Consider the following 16,102-nt stretch of genomic DNA (forward strand, 5'->3'; position numbering starts at 1 on the left):
GCGCATGACACAGGCGCTCAGGGTGCGGACAGGCCCTTAGGACCATCAGCCAGCAGTCGGGTGAACTCCTCCTCATCCAGGACGGGAACCCCGAGCTCGCGCGCCCGGGTCTCCTTCGCCCCCGCCCTCTCCCCCGCCACGACATAGCTGGTTCGCCGTGACACGCTTCCCGAGGCCTTTCCACCGCGAGCCACAACTGCCTCCTTCGCCTCGTCACGGGTCAACCCGTTCAGAGACCCGGTGATGACAACGGTCAGGCCCTCCAGGACACGGGCCGGGACCTCACGGGCCACCTGCCCCACGTCATCCCGGGCACGCACGCCGGCGGCCTTCCACCGCTGGAGGATCTCGCGGTGCCACTCCACCTCACGCCACTCCACCCAGGAGGCTGCGATCGTCGGCCCAACTCCCTCAACCTCGGCAAGCTGTTCCAGACTGGCCTCGCACAACGCGTCCAATGAGCCGAAACGAGCCGCCAGGGCACGAGCAGACGTCGGTCCGACATGACGGACCGACAGTGCCACAAGGACCCTCCACAGCGGCTGGCTCCGCGACGTCCACAGGTGGGAGAGCATTGCGGTAGCGTTCTTTCCCGGAGCGGTCGGGCGTGTCACCTGCCCCTGGTCACCATAGGACTGCTTGGTCCAGAAGAACCGGCTCAGGCGCCAGTCCCCGGTGGGCTGCCCCCGCCGGGAGACCTCTCGCCAGACAAACACGTCGCGAAGATCGTCCGTCGTCAGGTCGAACAGAGCAGCCTCGCCAGTCAGCACCGGGTCCTGTTGCACAATCCCGGCCTCTTCCAGCAGGGCCGCGACGGCCTCGGTACGCTCGGAGACGTGGATGGTCTCACGGTCATCGGCGTCGAGGCACAGCCTGCCCCCCTCTGTCTCCAGCGCTCCTCCTGCCGCCAGGGCTGCCATCGCCTCAGCCCGCCCCTGGTCAGGCCATGTCAGGGCGATCGCAGCCTCCTCCCCCAGTCCCTCCACGTCAAGTGCCCCTCGGGAACCGATGTGCATCACTCTCTCAGCCAGCTGGGCCGGGCAGGAGCGTGTATTGGGACACCGTAGGTCGACGTCGCCCTCCTTGGCCGGCGCCAGCGGCGTCCCGCAGGAGGGACAGTCCGTGGGCATGACGAACTCGCGCTCCGAGCCGTCGCGTGCCTCGAGCACGGGCGCCACGATCTCGGGAATGACGTCTCCGGCCTTGCGCACGACGACCAGGTCCCCCACACGCACCCCTTGCGGAGGACCTCAGTGGAGTTGTGGAGAGTCGCCCGGGACACCGTGGAGCCCGCCACGAGAACAGGCTCCATGATCCCAAAAGGAGTCACGCGACCAGTACGGCCCACCTGGACGTCAATATCCAGCAGACGGGTACGTACCTCCTCCGGGGGTACTTGTAGGCGGCGGCCCACCTGGGCACGCGCGAGGTCGTGCCCAGGTGGTCCTGGAGTCGACGGTCGTCCACCTTGAAGACGATTCCGTCGATCTCGTGGACGAGGTCGTGCCGACGCTGCGCGTAGCGGTCGATGTAGGCCTCACGCTCCTGCCTGCCCCGGACCACGGCACTGTACTGGGACACCGGCAGCCCCAGCCGCCCAGGAGGTCGTACCACTCGTGCTGGGTAGTCGGCACCGGTGCTCCGGGTGCCGGAACAACTCTCCCCACACCGTGGACGACCACCGCCAGCGGCCGGGAGGCGGTGACTGCCGGGTTCTTCTGGCGCAGCGAACCAGCAGCGGCGTTGCGCGGGTTGGCAAAGACCTGCAGGAGGGCAGGCCCTGCTCCTGTCGCCTCAGGTTGGCCGAGCGCCGCTCCTCGTTGAAGGACGCGAAGTCCTGCGTCGGGAAATAGACCTCTCCTCGAACCTCAAGGAGCTCAGGATGGTGGGACCCCGCCAGCACCAGAGGCACCGAGGAGATGGTCCGCACATTGCCGGTCACGTCCTCGCCCGTCGTCCCGTCACCCCGCGTGGCCGCCCGGGTGAGGACGCCGTCGACGTAGGTCAGGGCAACGGCCAAGCCGTCAACCTTCACCTCAGCGGTCATCACCAGGTCCTCGTCGTCAGTACCGGTGTCTGCGCACACGCGCTGGGCCCATTCCTGGACCTCCTCGACAGAGAACACGTCCTGGAGGGAGAACATACGCTGGTGGTGCCGAGCCTGCGCGAAGGTCGTCGTCGGGCGCCCCCCCACGGTCTGCGTCGGGGAGTCAGGCACGACCAGCGCGGGGTGGCTGCGCTCGAGGTCCTCCAGCTCGCGGTACAGGAGGTCGTAGTCCGCGTCAGACAACGGGCTCTGCGCGTCAACCGCGTCGTAGTAGGCGTCACGGGCCTGCTCGACCAGCCGGACAAGCTCGTTCCAGCGCTGGCGTGCGGCAGCCGGGACCGCGGCCACCGGCCCAGGCGCAGACCCGCTCGGGTGCCAGCCGTGGTGTCGGACACCGGTCCGGCCACGGCCGCCGCCCCGGTCGTGCCTGAGGCGCTGCTGCTAACGGGGAGGAGTCGTTCATACCCATATCCTCTCCCATGTCTGCCCCGGTCACGCCTACCGCCGGGACACCACAGGTAACAGAAGCAGCATCCTGTGCCCCCGGGTCCACAACAGCGTCTGCTTCCCGCAGGAGCCGTCCCCGTCAGGAAGCACCCTGGCAGACGTGACCCTTCGACACGCCGCACCGACCCAGACCACCGCAGCCACGACAACAACCACAGCCTCCCACGCGCACAAGGAACCGGATACGCGGTACCGGCAGCCTGCTGTCCGCGCCGCCCGCAGCTCGCTGGCCTCCCCCTGGCACCTGGCGGTACTGACAGGACCTGACACGGGGCTGGTCGTACCGGTAGACGGCCACGTGGTCCTCGGGCGAGACGGAGTGCTGTCAGACCCCCTGGTCTCCCGTCACCACCTGTCCCTGCGTGCACGCCCGGGCGGGGTAGACGCCCACGACGTCGGCTCGGCCAACGGCTCCTGGCACCGGCCTCCCCGAGGACGCTGGCGGCGGCTGCACGGGCACAGCCGTCTCAGAGAGGGGTCCCGGCTACACCTGGGCGACTCAGTCCTCGAGCTGCGGCACCGCCCTACCAGCCTCCTGGTCGCGACCCCGCCACGCCCCCAGGCAGGCGCCTACCGCCGAGCCCTTGCTACGGTCCTGGTCTGCCTCCTGCCGGTGGCGGCACTGGCCCTGGTCGCCACCCACTCGGGGCAGGTACCAGGCACCTTCAGGCTGATAGCGGCTGTGCCTGTCATAGCTATGCTCGCCGTGCGGCTGGCCCTGGCCTCGCAGGACCAGACCTCACGGCACCGCGCCAGCACCCGTCCTGCTCCTACCCACCGGGGCTGTCCACGACGTGACAGACCTGGTTGGAGCCGACACCGCCCCGATCCCTCGACCATGCTGCTTGCCGTGGCAGCCCGCTCCTTCGATCTCCGCCCCTCTGACGCTGGCACGGGCGTGCAGCCGCCTTCTGATCAGGAGGGGGAGGAGCAGCGGGCCTGGACCGGCAAGGCCCGCAGGAGACAGGTCCTGTCGCTGGACAGCGGGGACCGGCTAGCCCTGACCGGGGACTACGCCCACGACACTCTACGGTGGTGGTGTAGCCAGGTCCTGGCTCGTCAGCAGGCTCGAGTGCTCCTGACCGATACAGGCGCGCGGCTGCTGTGGGGCCCCGCGAACCGCCCGAGGGAGGCGATGATCCTGGTCTGCCCACACGGCTCCGTGCCACCGCAGGCACTCAGCGTCAGGGCCGGGTCGTCTACGGCCCCCACCTGCTCACGTACCTGGTGGGAGGCCGTGTGCACCCTGGGGGCAGTCACCTGGCAGGCAGGCGGCTCGGGAGACAGGGATGGCGCGCTGCCGGAGCAGGTCGTCCTCAGCGAACTGCTTGACGACCTCGACCCCGCTGACGTCTCCGAGTCCTGGAAGCGTCAGGAACGACTGACAGCCACAGGCCAGGGGACGCCCCGCCTGGAGGCCGTCCTCGGCGTGGGAGCGGACGGTCCTGTCCGCGCCGACCTGGTCGAGCACGGCCCCACGCCCTGCTTGCAGGCACGACCGGCTCAGGAAAGTCCGAGCTCCTGGTCTCCTGGCTGCTGCAGCTGGCGCTGGGCACCAGCCCCGCCCGGCTGACGCTGGTCCTCGTCGACTACAAGGGGGTGCCGCCTTCGGCCTGCTGGCCAGCCTGCCACACACGGCGGGCGTCCTCACTGACCTGGACCCCGCGGGCACTCAGCGGGCACTGTCCTCCCTCCAGGCCGAGGTCCGACGCAGGGAACGCCTCCTGTCCTCGCACGCGGCCAAGGACATCCTCTCCCTGCCCCCACGGATCAGGGTCCCCCGCCTGGTCATCGCCATTGACGAGTTTGCCACGCTGGCTGCTAGCCATACCGACGTCCTGGACACACTGGTGCGCCTAGCCGCCCAGGGACGCAGCCTCGGCATCCACCTCATCCTGGCCACACAGCGACCTCAGGGAGCCGTGTCCCCGACAATCCGCACCAACACAGCGCTGCGAGCGTGCCTACGCGTCCTGGACTCGGCTGACTCCCGGGACGTCCTGGGCCACGAGGGCGCCGCCCACCTGCCACGCCATCCCGGTCGGGTGCTCGTCCACGGGACGCACGCACCCGACTCAGAGGTCCTCCAGGCTCCCTGGTGCGGGACCGAGGAACAGGTTGCGTCGCTGGTAGGACTTGTGGCCGCGTCCGCGCAGGGCCACGAAGCCGCCTGGAGACCGTGGGCAGCACCTCTACCAGCGCGCGTGGACCGGGACCAGGCCCTCTCCCTCGCCGCACCCCGCAGGACGTACGCCCTCCCCCAGTCCCGCCACCAGGACACGACCGCGGCGCAGGCCCCCGAACAGGCCCCGACCATCCTGCTGGGGCTCACCGACCTGCCGGAGGAGCAGAGTCTCGGGTTGTGGTACTGGGACAGCCAGCGCCCGCTTATGGTCCTAGGCTCACCTGGGTCAGGACGTACCACGACCTTGCTCAGCGCCGCCACAGCCGCCCTGGAGGCCGACCTACCCGTCCACCTGTGCCTGTCCCGGTCACCACGCCCCCAGTCCTCCAAGACAGCAGCGCCTCCCTGCGGAACAGTCGACCAGGTGTGGTCCGCGCTGGAGCCAGCACCTGACGGACTGGGTACCGTTGTCGGGGCCGAGGATCCCCGGCGCCTGGCCCGGCTGTGGTCCCTGGCTGCCTCCGGGTCGCTGGCCGGGAGCCTGCTGTGCCTAGACGACGTTGACGCCCTGGTGCCTGCTGTCGACGAGGCCCTTGGTCCCGGCGAGGGCTACAGCCTGCTGGAGACGCTGGTCCGGACCGCCCCAGGCACTGGTACCTGCCTGCTGCTGACTGCTCCCCTGGCTGCGGCCTCCTCCCGCTGGGGCTGCGCCATCGGACTGAGGCTGGTTCTTGGGGCGTATCGCAACGACCAGGCGGCTCAGGCCTGTCTTCCGCGCGCAGTGGTCACCGGCAGCGGCCCAGGCCGGGGTATCGTCCTAGACGGCTCCGGTACCGCTGCGTGCCAGGTGGTCCTCCCTCCGAGCCCGACCTCACAGCGCTCACGCCCTCGCCCTCGCCGTAACAGCCAAGCCGGTCCTGCCGTGCCCCGGCTGGAGCCGCTTCCGCGGCTCGTCCCCGCTGCCAGCGTGGCCCCCGGAACCTGGGCGATAGGAGGTGACGACGCCTCTCCCGTCCCCGTGCCACGGGGCACCAGCGTGCTGGTCGTCGGCCCTCCCAGGTCCGGACGCACCGCGACGCTCGCCGCGCTTGAGCACGCCCTCACCGGTCCTGTTCACGTGTATGACGACCTCGACCTGGCTCCGCACGAGGAAGTGTCCGCAGCAGAGTACGTACTCGGATGCGGAGGCACCGTCCTGGCCTCGGCGGCGACAGACCGAGCGGCCTGCGCCTACCGAGGCGTGCTGGCGACTCTGCGGGAACGCGCCGCCGTCGTCGTGCTGTGGCCGGGAATCGGTCCGGGGAACCAGGTCGCCGGGCTGCCGCTGCGCCCAGCCACGGATCCCCGGGCGCTGTCCCTTCCCGGGCGCGGTGTCCTTGTCCACCGTGGCACCGCCACACCGCTGCAGGTGGTCGCCCCGTTCCCGTGCGAGCAGCCGGGCCCAGCAGCCAACGGAGCAGCGCAATATACCTGACGTGCCTGCCATCCACATGTAGCAACCACGACCGGCTGTGCTGCCGAGGTACGCCCACGAGCCACCCGGCAGAACACGGCCCCACGCAGGTACCACAGTGCTCCTGCCGCCATGATTCGCACGGCCAGGAATCGCTCACAACCACAGCGTTCGTGAACGTACGAAACATCGCCTGTGAGGATCACGACACTGTCTCGGCACAGGTCTCACCACTGGGCTCTTGCTCGTTTCCTAACCACATGTGAAGGTAGTGCGCGTACGTGGACACCGTCCCTCCGACCAGCGTCGCGGGTTATGTCCGGGCCACATCGAACTGGAGGGCCAGGAACTGACGCGGAGACCTTGGACCGTTGACAAGAGACCTTGAAGGGGGCACTCATGGACTGGCGTAGCCGGGCTGCATGTCTGACTGTCGACCCCGAACTCTTCTTCCCTGTCGGCAACACAGGTCCAGCCATTGCCCAGATCGCGCGAGCCAAGGAGGTCTGCGCCCGCTGTGAGGTCGTGGACACCTGCCTGAAGTGGGCGCTGGAGAACGGTCAGGACGCAGGTGTCTGGGGCGGGATGAGCGAGGACGAACGCCGCTCCCTCAAGCGGAGGGCTGCACGCGCACGCCGCTCCTCCTGACACTGCCTCCTAGTGTCTCGGCTCAGGTACGGCCAGGCAGGACAGGACAGGACAGGACAGACTAGGCCCCGCTCAGCCTCGCTCTGACGAGCACGTCCGTGCCTCGGCCTCCCGCAGCGGGCAGCCACTCGATCGACCCGCGTAGTTCGCCGCGCACCAGGGTGGTGACAATGCGGGTTCCCAGTCCGGTCATGAGGGTGCCAGGCCGTACCCCGGCCCCGTTGTCTGTCACGTGCACTTCCAGCGTGTCCCCGTCGCGCTCGGCGTGGACACAGACCTCTCCGTCACCGCCCTCAAGGCCGTGCTCGACCGCGTTGGTCACCAGCTCGGCGAGCACAGTCGCCAGAGCCTGGGCCGCGCTGGCTCCCACAGAGCCAAAGGACCCCTGGACACGAGTCTCGACCCTGCTGGTAGGGCTGGCGACCGCAGCGGCCATCCGCAGGATCGAGGAGAGTATCTCGTCAAGCTCCAGGTGCTCGTCGGCGCTGTGGCTCAAGGCGTCATGAACAGTGGCGATGGTCGTCACGCGCCTCTCCGCCTCTGACAGGGCGTGGCGCGTCTCCTCGTTGGAGGCGCGCCGCGCCTGCATGCGCAGCAGCGCGGACACCGTCTGAAGATTATTCTTGACCCGGTGGTGCACCTCGCGGATCGTCGCGTCCTTACTGAGGAGGGCCTGCTCACGACGGCGCACCTCGGTGATGTCGCGGACCAGGAGGACAGCCCCGGCCCTCCTACCCTGCAGGGTCAGCGGGATAGAGCGCAGCGACAGGAAGACGCCACCGGCCTCTACCTCCGTGAGCCACGCCTGACGCCCCATGAGCACCACCGCAAGAGTCTCATCGACCTGCGTGCGTGCCGGAATGATGGACGTGACCGCCTCCGCCAGCAGCACTCCTCCCAGGTCTCCCTTGATACCGAGACGGTAGAAGCAGGAGCGCCCGTTAGGACTGGCATAGAGCACCGTCCCGTCCTCACCCAGGTGGACCACACCGTCAGCCACGCGCGGAGTGCCGTGACGGATAGTCGTGCCGGCGCCGGTGAGCGGGAAGGTCCCCTCAGCCACCATCTGGCACAGGAGATCAGCCAGCCTCTCCATTTCCCGGTCCACGATACGACCGCCCCGGATCACCCCCACCGACATCTCACGGGTGACGACCGCGACAGGAGTGCCCGCGCGAACCACAGGGACATACTCCTCCTGGACCGCAGCCGTCCCGGTCCAGTACGGTTCGGTGGCGACTTGGACCTCCCCGCTGGTCAAGGCCTGTTCTGCCATCACCTCACGGGAGGCGGGCATACGCCGACCGATCACGTCCTCAAGGTGGACGGTGGCGCCCCCGGAGGGCCGGGTATGGCCGACGGCAACAAAAGGGCCGGTACGCGTACGCACCCACAGCACCAGGTCACAGGTGGACAGGTCCGCAACGACCTGCCAGTCGGCAACCAGCTGGTGGATCCAGTCCAGGTCGGCGTCGGACAGGTCTGCGATACCACGAAGGGCTGCGGGGAGAAAAATCGGCACCTTCTCAGGATATCGCCTCCCTGGGACACCGACCCCACCCACCTCGGCATCACCGCTGCGGTCCTGCACGTGGTCGGCCCCGGCCCGCGCGCGCCTGACACAAGACCTCAGCACGCTGTCCTAGTCCCACGAGATCCCGCGAGCACCCCTGCCCTCGTCCCCAGGCTGGCAGGGGCAGCCCGGACCCTCGGGGCCCGACCCGGCTGCTCGGGCAGAGCACCTGAGGAAGTCACGAAAACTAGATGAAGATCTCCAGTGAAACATCGACATGCGCGGCGACCGGCATGGCAAGATCCTCGCATGAGGAAGACGATCACCATCACCTACCCCGCCCTCCCGCCCGAGCCGCCGCGATGCTCGCCGACCCCAGCTACCAGGACCTCCGCGTGGAACGGCTCGGTCTCGACGACGCCTCCGCCACAGTCACGCCGGACGGCCAGGGCAGTGACCACGGTTTTGTTACCACAATCACCGGCAGCGTGCCGCCCTCCCGGCTGCCCGCTGCCGCGGCACGGCTTGTCCGGTCCGGGGTCAGCTTCACAGTCTCCGAGACGTGGGGAGCGGCAGCCGCCGACGGCTCCCGGACGGGAAGCTATGACATTGACGTCAAGGGAGCACCGGTCAAGGTGGCGGCCACGGCCACCATGGCACCGGCCGGGGACGCCACCACTGTCACCGTCGACGTTGACCTAGAGGTCACGGTGCCACTGGTCGGCAAGAGCATTGAGGAGAGGGCTGCCTCCCGGGTGGGCCGAGTCGTCGAGGACGAGGAGAAGCGCGCCGCGACCTGGCTCGCGCAGCACTGACCCCTGATCTAGCCGGCCCCCTTCTCACGGGCACTTCGCGGCTACCACCGCCGGGGGCGGCCCGGCCACCAGATGCAGCTGGGCCGCCCCCGACTGACCCGGCCGCGACCGGACGCGTCCTGATCTGGAGGCCGGACCGGCACAATCCCGTGTCCGCTGTGCGCGCATCACACGCTGTGGCGTAGAGCCCGCTCAGCCATACGTGGCACGATCACCGCATGAGCGAGCACAGTGCTACCACACCCCCTCCTGCGTCCGCAGTCTGGGCTGAGCGGGTAGGGACCCGCCAGTACGTTGGCCGCAATGCCAACGGGGCCGAGGTCAGGGTAGGAATGGGACCGGGTGAGTTCTCCCCTGGGGAGCTGCTGAAGATAGCCCTGGCGACCTGCAACACCTTGTCAGCCGACCACCGTCTCGCCAAGGCCCTCGGAGACGACTTCGCCGCGACCGTCGGATGCTCCTCGGTCAAGAACGAGGAGGAGGAGCGCTACGAGTCCCTCCAGGTAGAGATCGTCACCGACCTGTCCGCCCTGGACTCTGACAAGCGCCAGCTCCTGGCTCACAGGGTGGAGGGCGCGATCGAGAGGTCCTGCACCGTCGGCCACACGATCGAGAAGGGAGCCACGGTCTCCCTGGACATCGTCGACCCGGATGAGGACTAAGCGCTACCCGGCACTGGCCGAGCTGGGACTCCACCCGCCGGCACAGGTCGACGTCGCCTACGAGAACCTCCTGGCCGAGGTCCTCACCCACGGTGCCGCCAAGCGGGACCGGACAGGCACCGGTACCCGGTCCCTGTTCGCCCGCCAGCTGCGCTACGCCCTGGCAGACGGGTTCCCTCGCCTCACGACAAAGTTCGTGGCTATGAAGGCCGTCAAGGGCGAGCTGCTCTGGTTCTTGCAGGGGCGCAGCAACGTGGGCTGGCTCCAGGAGCGCGGTATCCGCATCTGGGACGAGTGGGCCGGTGCCGACGGCGAGCTGGGCCCCGTCTACGGGGTCCAATGGCGCTCCTGGCCCACCAGGGACAAGGGGGTCATCGACCAGATCAGTGAACTGCTTACCACCCTGCGCACCGATCCTGACTCCCGCCGCATGATCGTCACCGCCTGGAACGTCTCTGAGCTCGATGCCATGGCTCTGCCCCCCTGCCACGCCTTCTTCCAGTGCTATGTCAGCGAGGGTCGGCTGAGCCTCCAGGTCTACCAGCGCAGTGCCGACCTGTTCCTGGGTGTCCCGTTCAACATCGCCTCCTACGCCCTACTGACCCACATGCTGGCGCAGCAGGCGGACCTGGAGCCCGGGGAGCTCGTCTGGACCGGCGGGGACTGCCACATCTACGACAACCACGTGGAGCAGGTGCGTGAGCAGCTGTCCCGGGTTCCCCAGTCCTTCCCCTTTCCGGTGCTGCGCCTGGAGCGTGCCGCCTCGATCGACTCCTACACCATGGACGACATTGACGCCTCCCGCGGATACCGTCACCACCCCGCTATCACAGCTCCTGTCGCCGTGTGAGCGGCAGCAGTGTGAGCGCAGGCAGTCAGGTGCAGCAGCAGCGGGAGGAGGACACAGTTGTGACAGGCCACCCGCTCCCGTCGTGCTCTGCCTCCTGGGCGAAGCCCGGCAGGTTGGGCATGATCTGGGCGCAGGACACCACCGGCCTGCTGGGAGCCGACGGCGGCATGCTGTGGCGGGTGCCGGCCGACTTCCAGCACTTCAGAGCCGCCACCCTGGGCTGCGGCGTCGTTATGGGGCGCAGGACGTGGGAGTCCCTGCCCGGCCCCCTGACCGGGCGCCGCAACGTCGTCCTCACCAGCAGAGCCTCCTGGCACGCCGAGGGCGCGCGCCCCGCCCCCAGCCTGCGCTCGGGCCTGGCAACGGCAGCCGCTGGGGTGCGCGCCCCCGACCCGCGCGAGGGGCATGCCCGGGACCTGCCCCGCCTGTGGGTCATCGGCGGCGGTAGTGTCTACGAGCAGGCTATGGGAGCCGGGCTGCCCGACATCCTGGTGGTGAGCGTGCTAGACCTGGACGCACGCAGCCGCGCCCGGGAGCAGGGGCTGCCGGAGAACTCACTGGTGCGGGCACCGGGCATCAGCACTGAGGAGTGGAGGCTCGATCCAGTGCACTCCGACCCGCCGGGTACGTGGCGGGAACGCTCCGGTGACGCCCGGTGGAGGGTCGAGACCTGGCGGCACCGCTGAACGCTGCGAGGGACGAACCTGACGGGTCGGTCGCACCGCTCAGCGGGCTGGCATGGGTTGGCAGCGGACACTGGCAACCGCTTCCGTAGGCACGGGCCCAGAGGAGTCACGCGGTACCAGGCGCGGCACCAGGACCTGCTCGCCCGGTAGGTACTGCCTGCCCGTGCGGGCCACGGCCCGCTCAAACGCAGTCCGAGCCATCAGGCGGGTGTCCTGCGCGACTGTCGTCAAGGGGACAAGGGCCGTCACAGCCTGCCCGGAGTCGTCAAACCCAACGACACTCATCTCACCGGGCACGTCCACACCGGCCTGGATAAGGCGGTTGACCACGCCCGTGGCACACCGGTCGTTGAACACGGTCAGGGCGGTTGGCCGCTCCTGCGCCTCCAGCACGTGGGTCGCGGCTCGCACCCCGTCAACCTCCTCGGTCCCACCACGGACCACCGAGGCCTGCCCCGCCAGCCCGTGAGCATCCATCGCCGACAGGTAGCCTGCGACCCGCTCGACCGAGCTCGGAGCACCAGCGCCGTCAATATGAGTGATACGACGATGACCAAGCTCGCGAAGATGATCAACAGCCAACGTTATGCCACCACTGTCGTCAATGCGGACGACGTCGACCCCCTCGACCCGCAGGGGGCGGGCGACCGCGACGACCGGGATCTCGGCGGCCAGCGACTCCAGGCGGGCAGGGCGCACAGTGGGTCCCACCATGACCAGCGCCTCACAGCGGTCGCGCAGCAGCGGCTCAGCAGCCTCGACGTCGTCCGTACCCCTGACCACGCCGCCCAGGACGAGCTCGTAGCCGCTGTCTCCCGCCGCCTGGTAGAGCCCCTCGACAAGATCGGCGTGGAAGGGGTGGTGAATACGGAAGGTGACGCCGATGAGCCCGGAGTGGACCCGGCGCAGGCCTCGCGCCCGCTGGTCCGGACGGTACCCCAGGCGGTCGGCCACGGCCTTGACCCGCGCACGCGTGACCTCGGAGGCGCCAGGAGCCCCACGCATGACGATTGAAGCCAGGGAGACGGAGCAGCTGGCCTCACGGGCCACATCGACGAGGGTGACCTGACCGCGCGACCCGCTGCCGCGCCCCTTGCCACGTGGTACCACAGCTGCTCCTCCCGACGCACCAGCCGCCCCGAGCGGACCCGGCTGACAAAGACGGCTAGAACAACTAGAACGTTGTAGCCCCAACCTACAGACTAATCCCCGCGATCTCAAGGGTCACTGCGGTTGTCGTGCAGACATCACCGTCTTCTCTTGTCCTGACAATCTAGCACGTACTAGTGTGACGTGGCACAGGTCCTCGGCAACGGTGCACCTGGCACCACGAGACAAAGGAGTCGTCCATGACCTCACCCGCCCCTCACCCACTTAGCAGCTCTCCCGACAGTTCTGCTGCCAGACCCACCGCCTCTGCAAGAGTCAGGGCCGCCCTGGTAGGGGCCGGGCGCATCGGCTCCCACCACGCCCGAGCACTGGCCCGGGAGGTCCCCGGGGCAGAGCTGACGACCGTGGTCGACCCCCGAGCCGAGGCCGCCCAGGCCCTGGCCACCGAGCTCGGCGCCCAGGCTGTCCCCACTATTGAGGACGCCCTGGCTGAGGACAACCTCGACGCGGTGCTCGTCACCACCCCGGCGGCGCTGCACACCCCGGCCATCACCGCCGCAGCCAGGGCCGGCAAGCACGTCTTCACCGAGAAGCCGATCACGACGACGATCGAGGACGCGCACACGGTGATCGAGGCCTGCCGCGACGCCGGTGTTCACCTCCAGGTCGGTTTCAACCGGCGGTTTGCCCCTGGGTTCGCCGCCGCCCGTCAGGCCGTGGAGGACGGGCGCGTCGGGCAGGTTCGGCTCATGCGCTCGGTGACCCGCGACCCGGGACCGTTCACGGCGGACCCGTCGCGTATTGCCAGGGGCACGATCTTCCTGGAGACCCTCATCCACGACTTCGACACGCTCCTGTGGCTCAACCCCGGCGCCGAGGTCGTCTCCGTGTACGCCCACGCCGACGCCCTGGTACGCCCCGACGCCAAGGCGGACGGCTTCCTGGACACCGCCGTGGTCACCATCGTCTTTGACAACGGCGCCACTGCCGTGGCCGAGGCCTGCTTCGAGGCCTCCTACGGCTACGACGTGCGCGGTGAGGTCCTGGGAGCATCCGGCATGGTCACCATGGGCAGCGCACGCACCAGCGACATGACCTACTTCGGTTCCCAGGGCGCCGCCTGGGACACCTCCCGGGCGGACACCGACCTGCTGCACACTGCCTACGTCGCCGAGCTCGACGCCTTCGTACGCACGGTACGCGGGGAGGACGTCGTCACTCCCGGAGGCCTTCCCGGCCCCGAGGCGGGTCTCGCCTCCCTGCGCGTGGCCCGTGCCGCCATCACGTCAGCCAGCCAGAACCGCACTGTCACGCTTGAGGAGATCCCCGCATGAACGCCTTCAGCCTTGCTGCCTGCGCCGAGATGATCTACCTGGACCGCCCTTTCCTGGAACGCGTCGAGGCCATCGCCGGCCACGGGGTCGACGTAGAGATCTGGGACTGGACTACCAAGGACCTGGACGCCCTGGCCGCTACCGGCGTGCCTGTCGTCTCCATGACCGGCTACGTCGAGGGCGACCTCACCACCGAGGAGGGCACTGCCCGGTTCCTGTCCACCGCTGAGGAGTCCCTGCGTGCTGCCGAGCGGCTGTCCTGCCCCGTCCTCAACGTCCACGGCACCGGTCTGGGCGAGGGCGGCATCCCCGTGGTCGCCAACGAGCACCCCACGCCCGCCGACTGGCTGCGTGCTGCGGACACCCTGCGCCGCCTGGCCGAGCTGGGGCAGCGCGAGGGGCGCGTGTTCACCCTGGAGAACCTCAACCTGCCCGTGGACCACCCCGGCTGCCCCTTTGCTCTGGCCCGCGACACGCGCACCCTGGTCCAGGCAGTGGACTCCCCCTGGCTGCGGATGAACCTGGACCTCTACCACGCCCAGATCGGCGAGGGGAACCTCATCGAGCTGTGCCGACAGTCCCTGCCCTGGGTCGGAGAGATCCAGGTGGCTGACGTCCCCGGCCGAGCCCAACCTGGCACCGGGGAGATCAACTACCGAGCGGTGGCCCTGGCCCTGGCTGAGGCAGGCTACCGAGGCAACATCGGCATGGAGGCCTGGGCGAGGGGCGACGGGGAAGACGGATCTACCTCCGTCTCTGACGCCGCCCTGGAGGAGTTCATCCGTACCTTCACCGTCAAGGCCAGCGACGGGGCCACTGACAGGGCTGAGTCATGAGCACCGCCACTCACGTGCCTGCCACCAGCCAGCGCCAGGTGGACCGCAGGCTGTTCGCCATCCGCTCCATCGCCACCCTGGGTGGCCTCCTGTTCGGCTACGACACCGGGGTCATCTCCGGGGCCCTGCCCTTCCTGAGGAACCCGGTCTCCGAGGGCGGCCTGGGCCTGGACTCCTTTGACGAGTCGGTCGTCACCGCCGCCCTGACCGTGGGGGCGGCCGTGGGCGCGCTCGTGGGCGGCCGCCTGTCCGACCGGTACGGGCGCAAGAGGAACATCATGACGGTCGCCGTCATCTTCCTCGTGGGCGCCCTGGGCTGCTCCCTGTCACCCTCCATGGGGATCCTCACGGTGTCCCGGTTCGTCCTGGGCCTGGCCGTGGGCGGCGCGTCCGCCACCGTCCCGGTCTACCTCTCCGAGATCTCCCCGGTGGAGATCCGCGGGACCATGGTCTCACGCAACGAGCTGATGATCGTCACCGGCCAGCTCCTGGCCTACACCAGCAACGCCGTCATCGCCACGGCGTGGCCGGGCGCCAACGCCTGGCGGTGGATGCTGGTCCTGGCCACGCTGCCCGCCATCGGGCTGTGGATCGGTATCCACCTGCTGCCGGAGTCTCCGCGCTGGCTGGCTGACAAGGGCCGGGCACAGGAGATGTGGGACGTCCTCAACGAGGTGCGTACGCCTGACACCGTCAAGGGCGAGGGCGAGGACATCCTCCACCGCGTGGAGGAGGAGCGAGCCATGGGCAAGGGCTCCTGGGCGGACCTGCGGGTGCCCTGGATCCGCAGGATCACCTTCATTGGGATCGGGCTGGCCTTCCTGTCCCAGCTTACCGGGTCAACGGCATCATGTACTACGCCCCCACGATCCTCATCTCTACCGGCCTGGGAGCCCAGGCCTCGATCGTGGCCACGATCGCCAACGGGGTGGTCTCGGTGATCTCGGTCTACATCGGTATCGCCTTCTTCCTCAAGCGGCTGCCCAGGCGGCGCATGATCCTGACCGGGCAGACCGGCTGCGTGGCCTCGCTCCTGGCGCTGTGGCTGACCTTCCTGCTGCCGGAGTCCACTGCCCGCAGCTACCTGGTGCTGCTGTTCATGCTGACCTTCCTGTTCTTCATGCAGTGCTTCATCGGGGTGACCTTCTGGCTCATGCTCGCCGAGATCTTCCCCATGCGGGTGCGCGGCCTGGCCAACGGGGTGGCCGTGTTCTCCAACTGGGTGGGCAACATCATCGTGGCCTTCACCTTCCCCAACCTCATTGAGCTGGTCCAGGGCAACGTGTTCCTTATCTTCGCCCTGGTCAACCTGGGGTCCCTGGCCTTCTACGCCCGGTTCCTGCCGGAGACCAAGGGACACAGCCTGGAGGAGCTCGAGCGCATCTTCGAGAAGCGCTATTCCTGAGCCCGTTCCGCCCCAGACCGTGCCGTCCCACCGCCCTGTCGGCCCGTGTGGGGCGGCACGGCTGCGCGCAGGCGGCTACGCCCCTGCTCCTAGCCCCCCCCAAGCCGCGCC

The 16,102-nt window shown here is 68.9% G+C and carries 11 protein-coding genes and 3 pseudogenes; 11 read left to right on the top strand and 3 right to left on the bottom strand.

The window, feature by feature from the left end; all coding sequences use genetic code 11:
* Positions 1-17: 17 nt before the first annotated feature.
* Positions 18-2,395 (bottom strand): annotated as a pseudogene (gene ligA, locus D5R93_RS09100) (NAD-dependent DNA ligase LigA).
* Positions 2,396-2,654: 259 nt separating this feature from the next.
* Here ligA and D5R93_RS09105 point away from each other — a divergent pair.
* From D5R93_RS09105 to D5R93_RS09120, 4 genes are all read left to right on the top strand, one after another.
* Positions 2,655-4,127 (top strand): FHA domain-containing protein, encoded by a 1,473-nt coding sequence (locus D5R93_RS09105; RefSeq protein ID WP_162933897.1) that lies wholly within the window; start codon positions 2,655-2,657, stop codon positions 4,125-4,127.
* Positions 4,088-4,414, top strand: a complete 327-nt coding sequence (locus D5R93_RS15030; RefSeq protein WP_423243331.1) for a hypothetical protein — start codon at positions 4,088-4,090, stop codon at positions 4,412-4,414. Before D5R93_RS09105 ends, D5R93_RS15030 begins: the two co-directional genes overlap by 40 nt.
* A complete protein-coding gene (locus tag D5R93_RS09115) occupies positions 4,369-6,153 on the top strand; it encodes a hypothetical protein (protein ID WP_341466863.1) in 1,785 nt (594 codons plus the stop codon). The genes D5R93_RS15030 and D5R93_RS09115 overlap by 46 nt, the downstream gene beginning before the upstream one ends.
* Before the next feature lie 378 nt (positions 6,154-6,531).
* Positions 6,532-6,780, top strand: coding sequence for a WhiB family transcriptional regulator (locus tag D5R93_RS09120; protein WP_119836452.1), 249 nt, complete (start codon positions 6,532-6,534; stop codon positions 6,778-6,780).
* Between the two features lie 61 nt (positions 6,781-6,841).
* On the opposite strand, the gene D5R93_RS09125 is transcribed toward D5R93_RS09120, so the two are convergent.
* Positions 6,842-8,302 (bottom strand): sensor histidine kinase, encoded by a 1,461-nt coding sequence (locus D5R93_RS09125; protein ID WP_119836666.1) that lies wholly within the window; start codon positions 8,300-8,302, stop codon positions 6,842-6,844.
* 300 nt (positions 8,303-8,602) lie between these two features.
* On the opposite strand from D5R93_RS09125, the pseudogene D5R93_RS09130 reads away from it, so the two are divergent.
* From D5R93_RS09130 to D5R93_RS09150, 4 genes and pseudogenes are all read left to right on the top strand, one after another.
* Positions 8,603-9,108: pseudogene (locus tag D5R93_RS09130) on the top strand (DUF2505 domain-containing protein).
* Between the two features lie 218 nt (positions 9,109-9,326).
* On the top strand, positions 9,327-9,770 hold the full coding sequence (locus D5R93_RS09140; RefSeq protein ID WP_120204839.1) for an OsmC family protein: 444 nt from the start codon (positions 9,327-9,329) through the stop codon (positions 9,768-9,770).
* Entirely contained in the window at positions 9,760-10,620 is an 861-nt protein-coding gene (locus tag D5R93_RS09145; RefSeq protein WP_119836455.1) for a thymidylate synthase, read from the top strand. The genes D5R93_RS09140 and D5R93_RS09145 overlap by 11 nt, the downstream gene beginning before the upstream one ends.
* Before the next feature lie 119 nt (positions 10,621-10,739).
* On the top strand, positions 10,740-11,306 hold the full coding sequence (locus D5R93_RS09150) for a dihydrofolate reductase (RefSeq protein ID WP_119836456.1): 567 nt from the start codon (positions 10,740-10,742) through the stop codon (positions 11,304-11,306).
* 39 nt (positions 11,307-11,345) lie between these two features.
* Here D5R93_RS09150 and D5R93_RS09155 read toward each other — a convergent pair whose 3' ends face one another.
* The gene (locus D5R93_RS09155; protein WP_243106685.1) at positions 11,346-12,416 is read right to left on the bottom strand and encodes a LacI family DNA-binding transcriptional regulator; all 1,071 of its coding nucleotides are present in this window, start codon (positions 12,414-12,416) and stop codon (positions 11,346-11,348) included.
* A gap of 239 nt (positions 12,417-12,655) precedes the next feature.
* Between D5R93_RS09155 and D5R93_RS09160 the strand changes: the two genes are divergently transcribed.
* From D5R93_RS09160 to D5R93_RS09170, 3 genes and pseudogenes are all read left to right on the top strand, one after another.
* On the top strand, positions 12,656-13,750 hold the full coding sequence (locus D5R93_RS09160) for a Gfo/Idh/MocA family oxidoreductase (RefSeq protein WP_119836457.1): 1,095 nt from the start codon (positions 12,656-12,658) through the stop codon (positions 13,748-13,750).
* A complete protein-coding gene (locus D5R93_RS09165) occupies positions 13,747-14,586 on the top strand; it encodes a TIM barrel protein (RefSeq protein ID WP_119836458.1) in 840 nt (279 codons plus the stop codon). The genes D5R93_RS09160 and D5R93_RS09165 overlap by 4 nt, the downstream gene beginning before the upstream one ends.
* Positions 14,583-15,991: pseudogene (locus D5R93_RS09170) on the top strand (sugar porter family MFS transporter). The gene D5R93_RS09165 and the pseudogene D5R93_RS09170 overlap by 4 nt, the downstream one beginning before the upstream one ends.
* Positions 15,992-16,102: the final 111 nt, after the last annotated feature.

The sequence above is a fragment of the Actinomyces lilanjuaniae genome (assembly GCF_003606385.1).
GTDB lineage: Bacteria > Actinomycetota > Actinomycetes > Actinomycetales > Actinomycetaceae > Actinomyces > Actinomyces lilanjuaniae.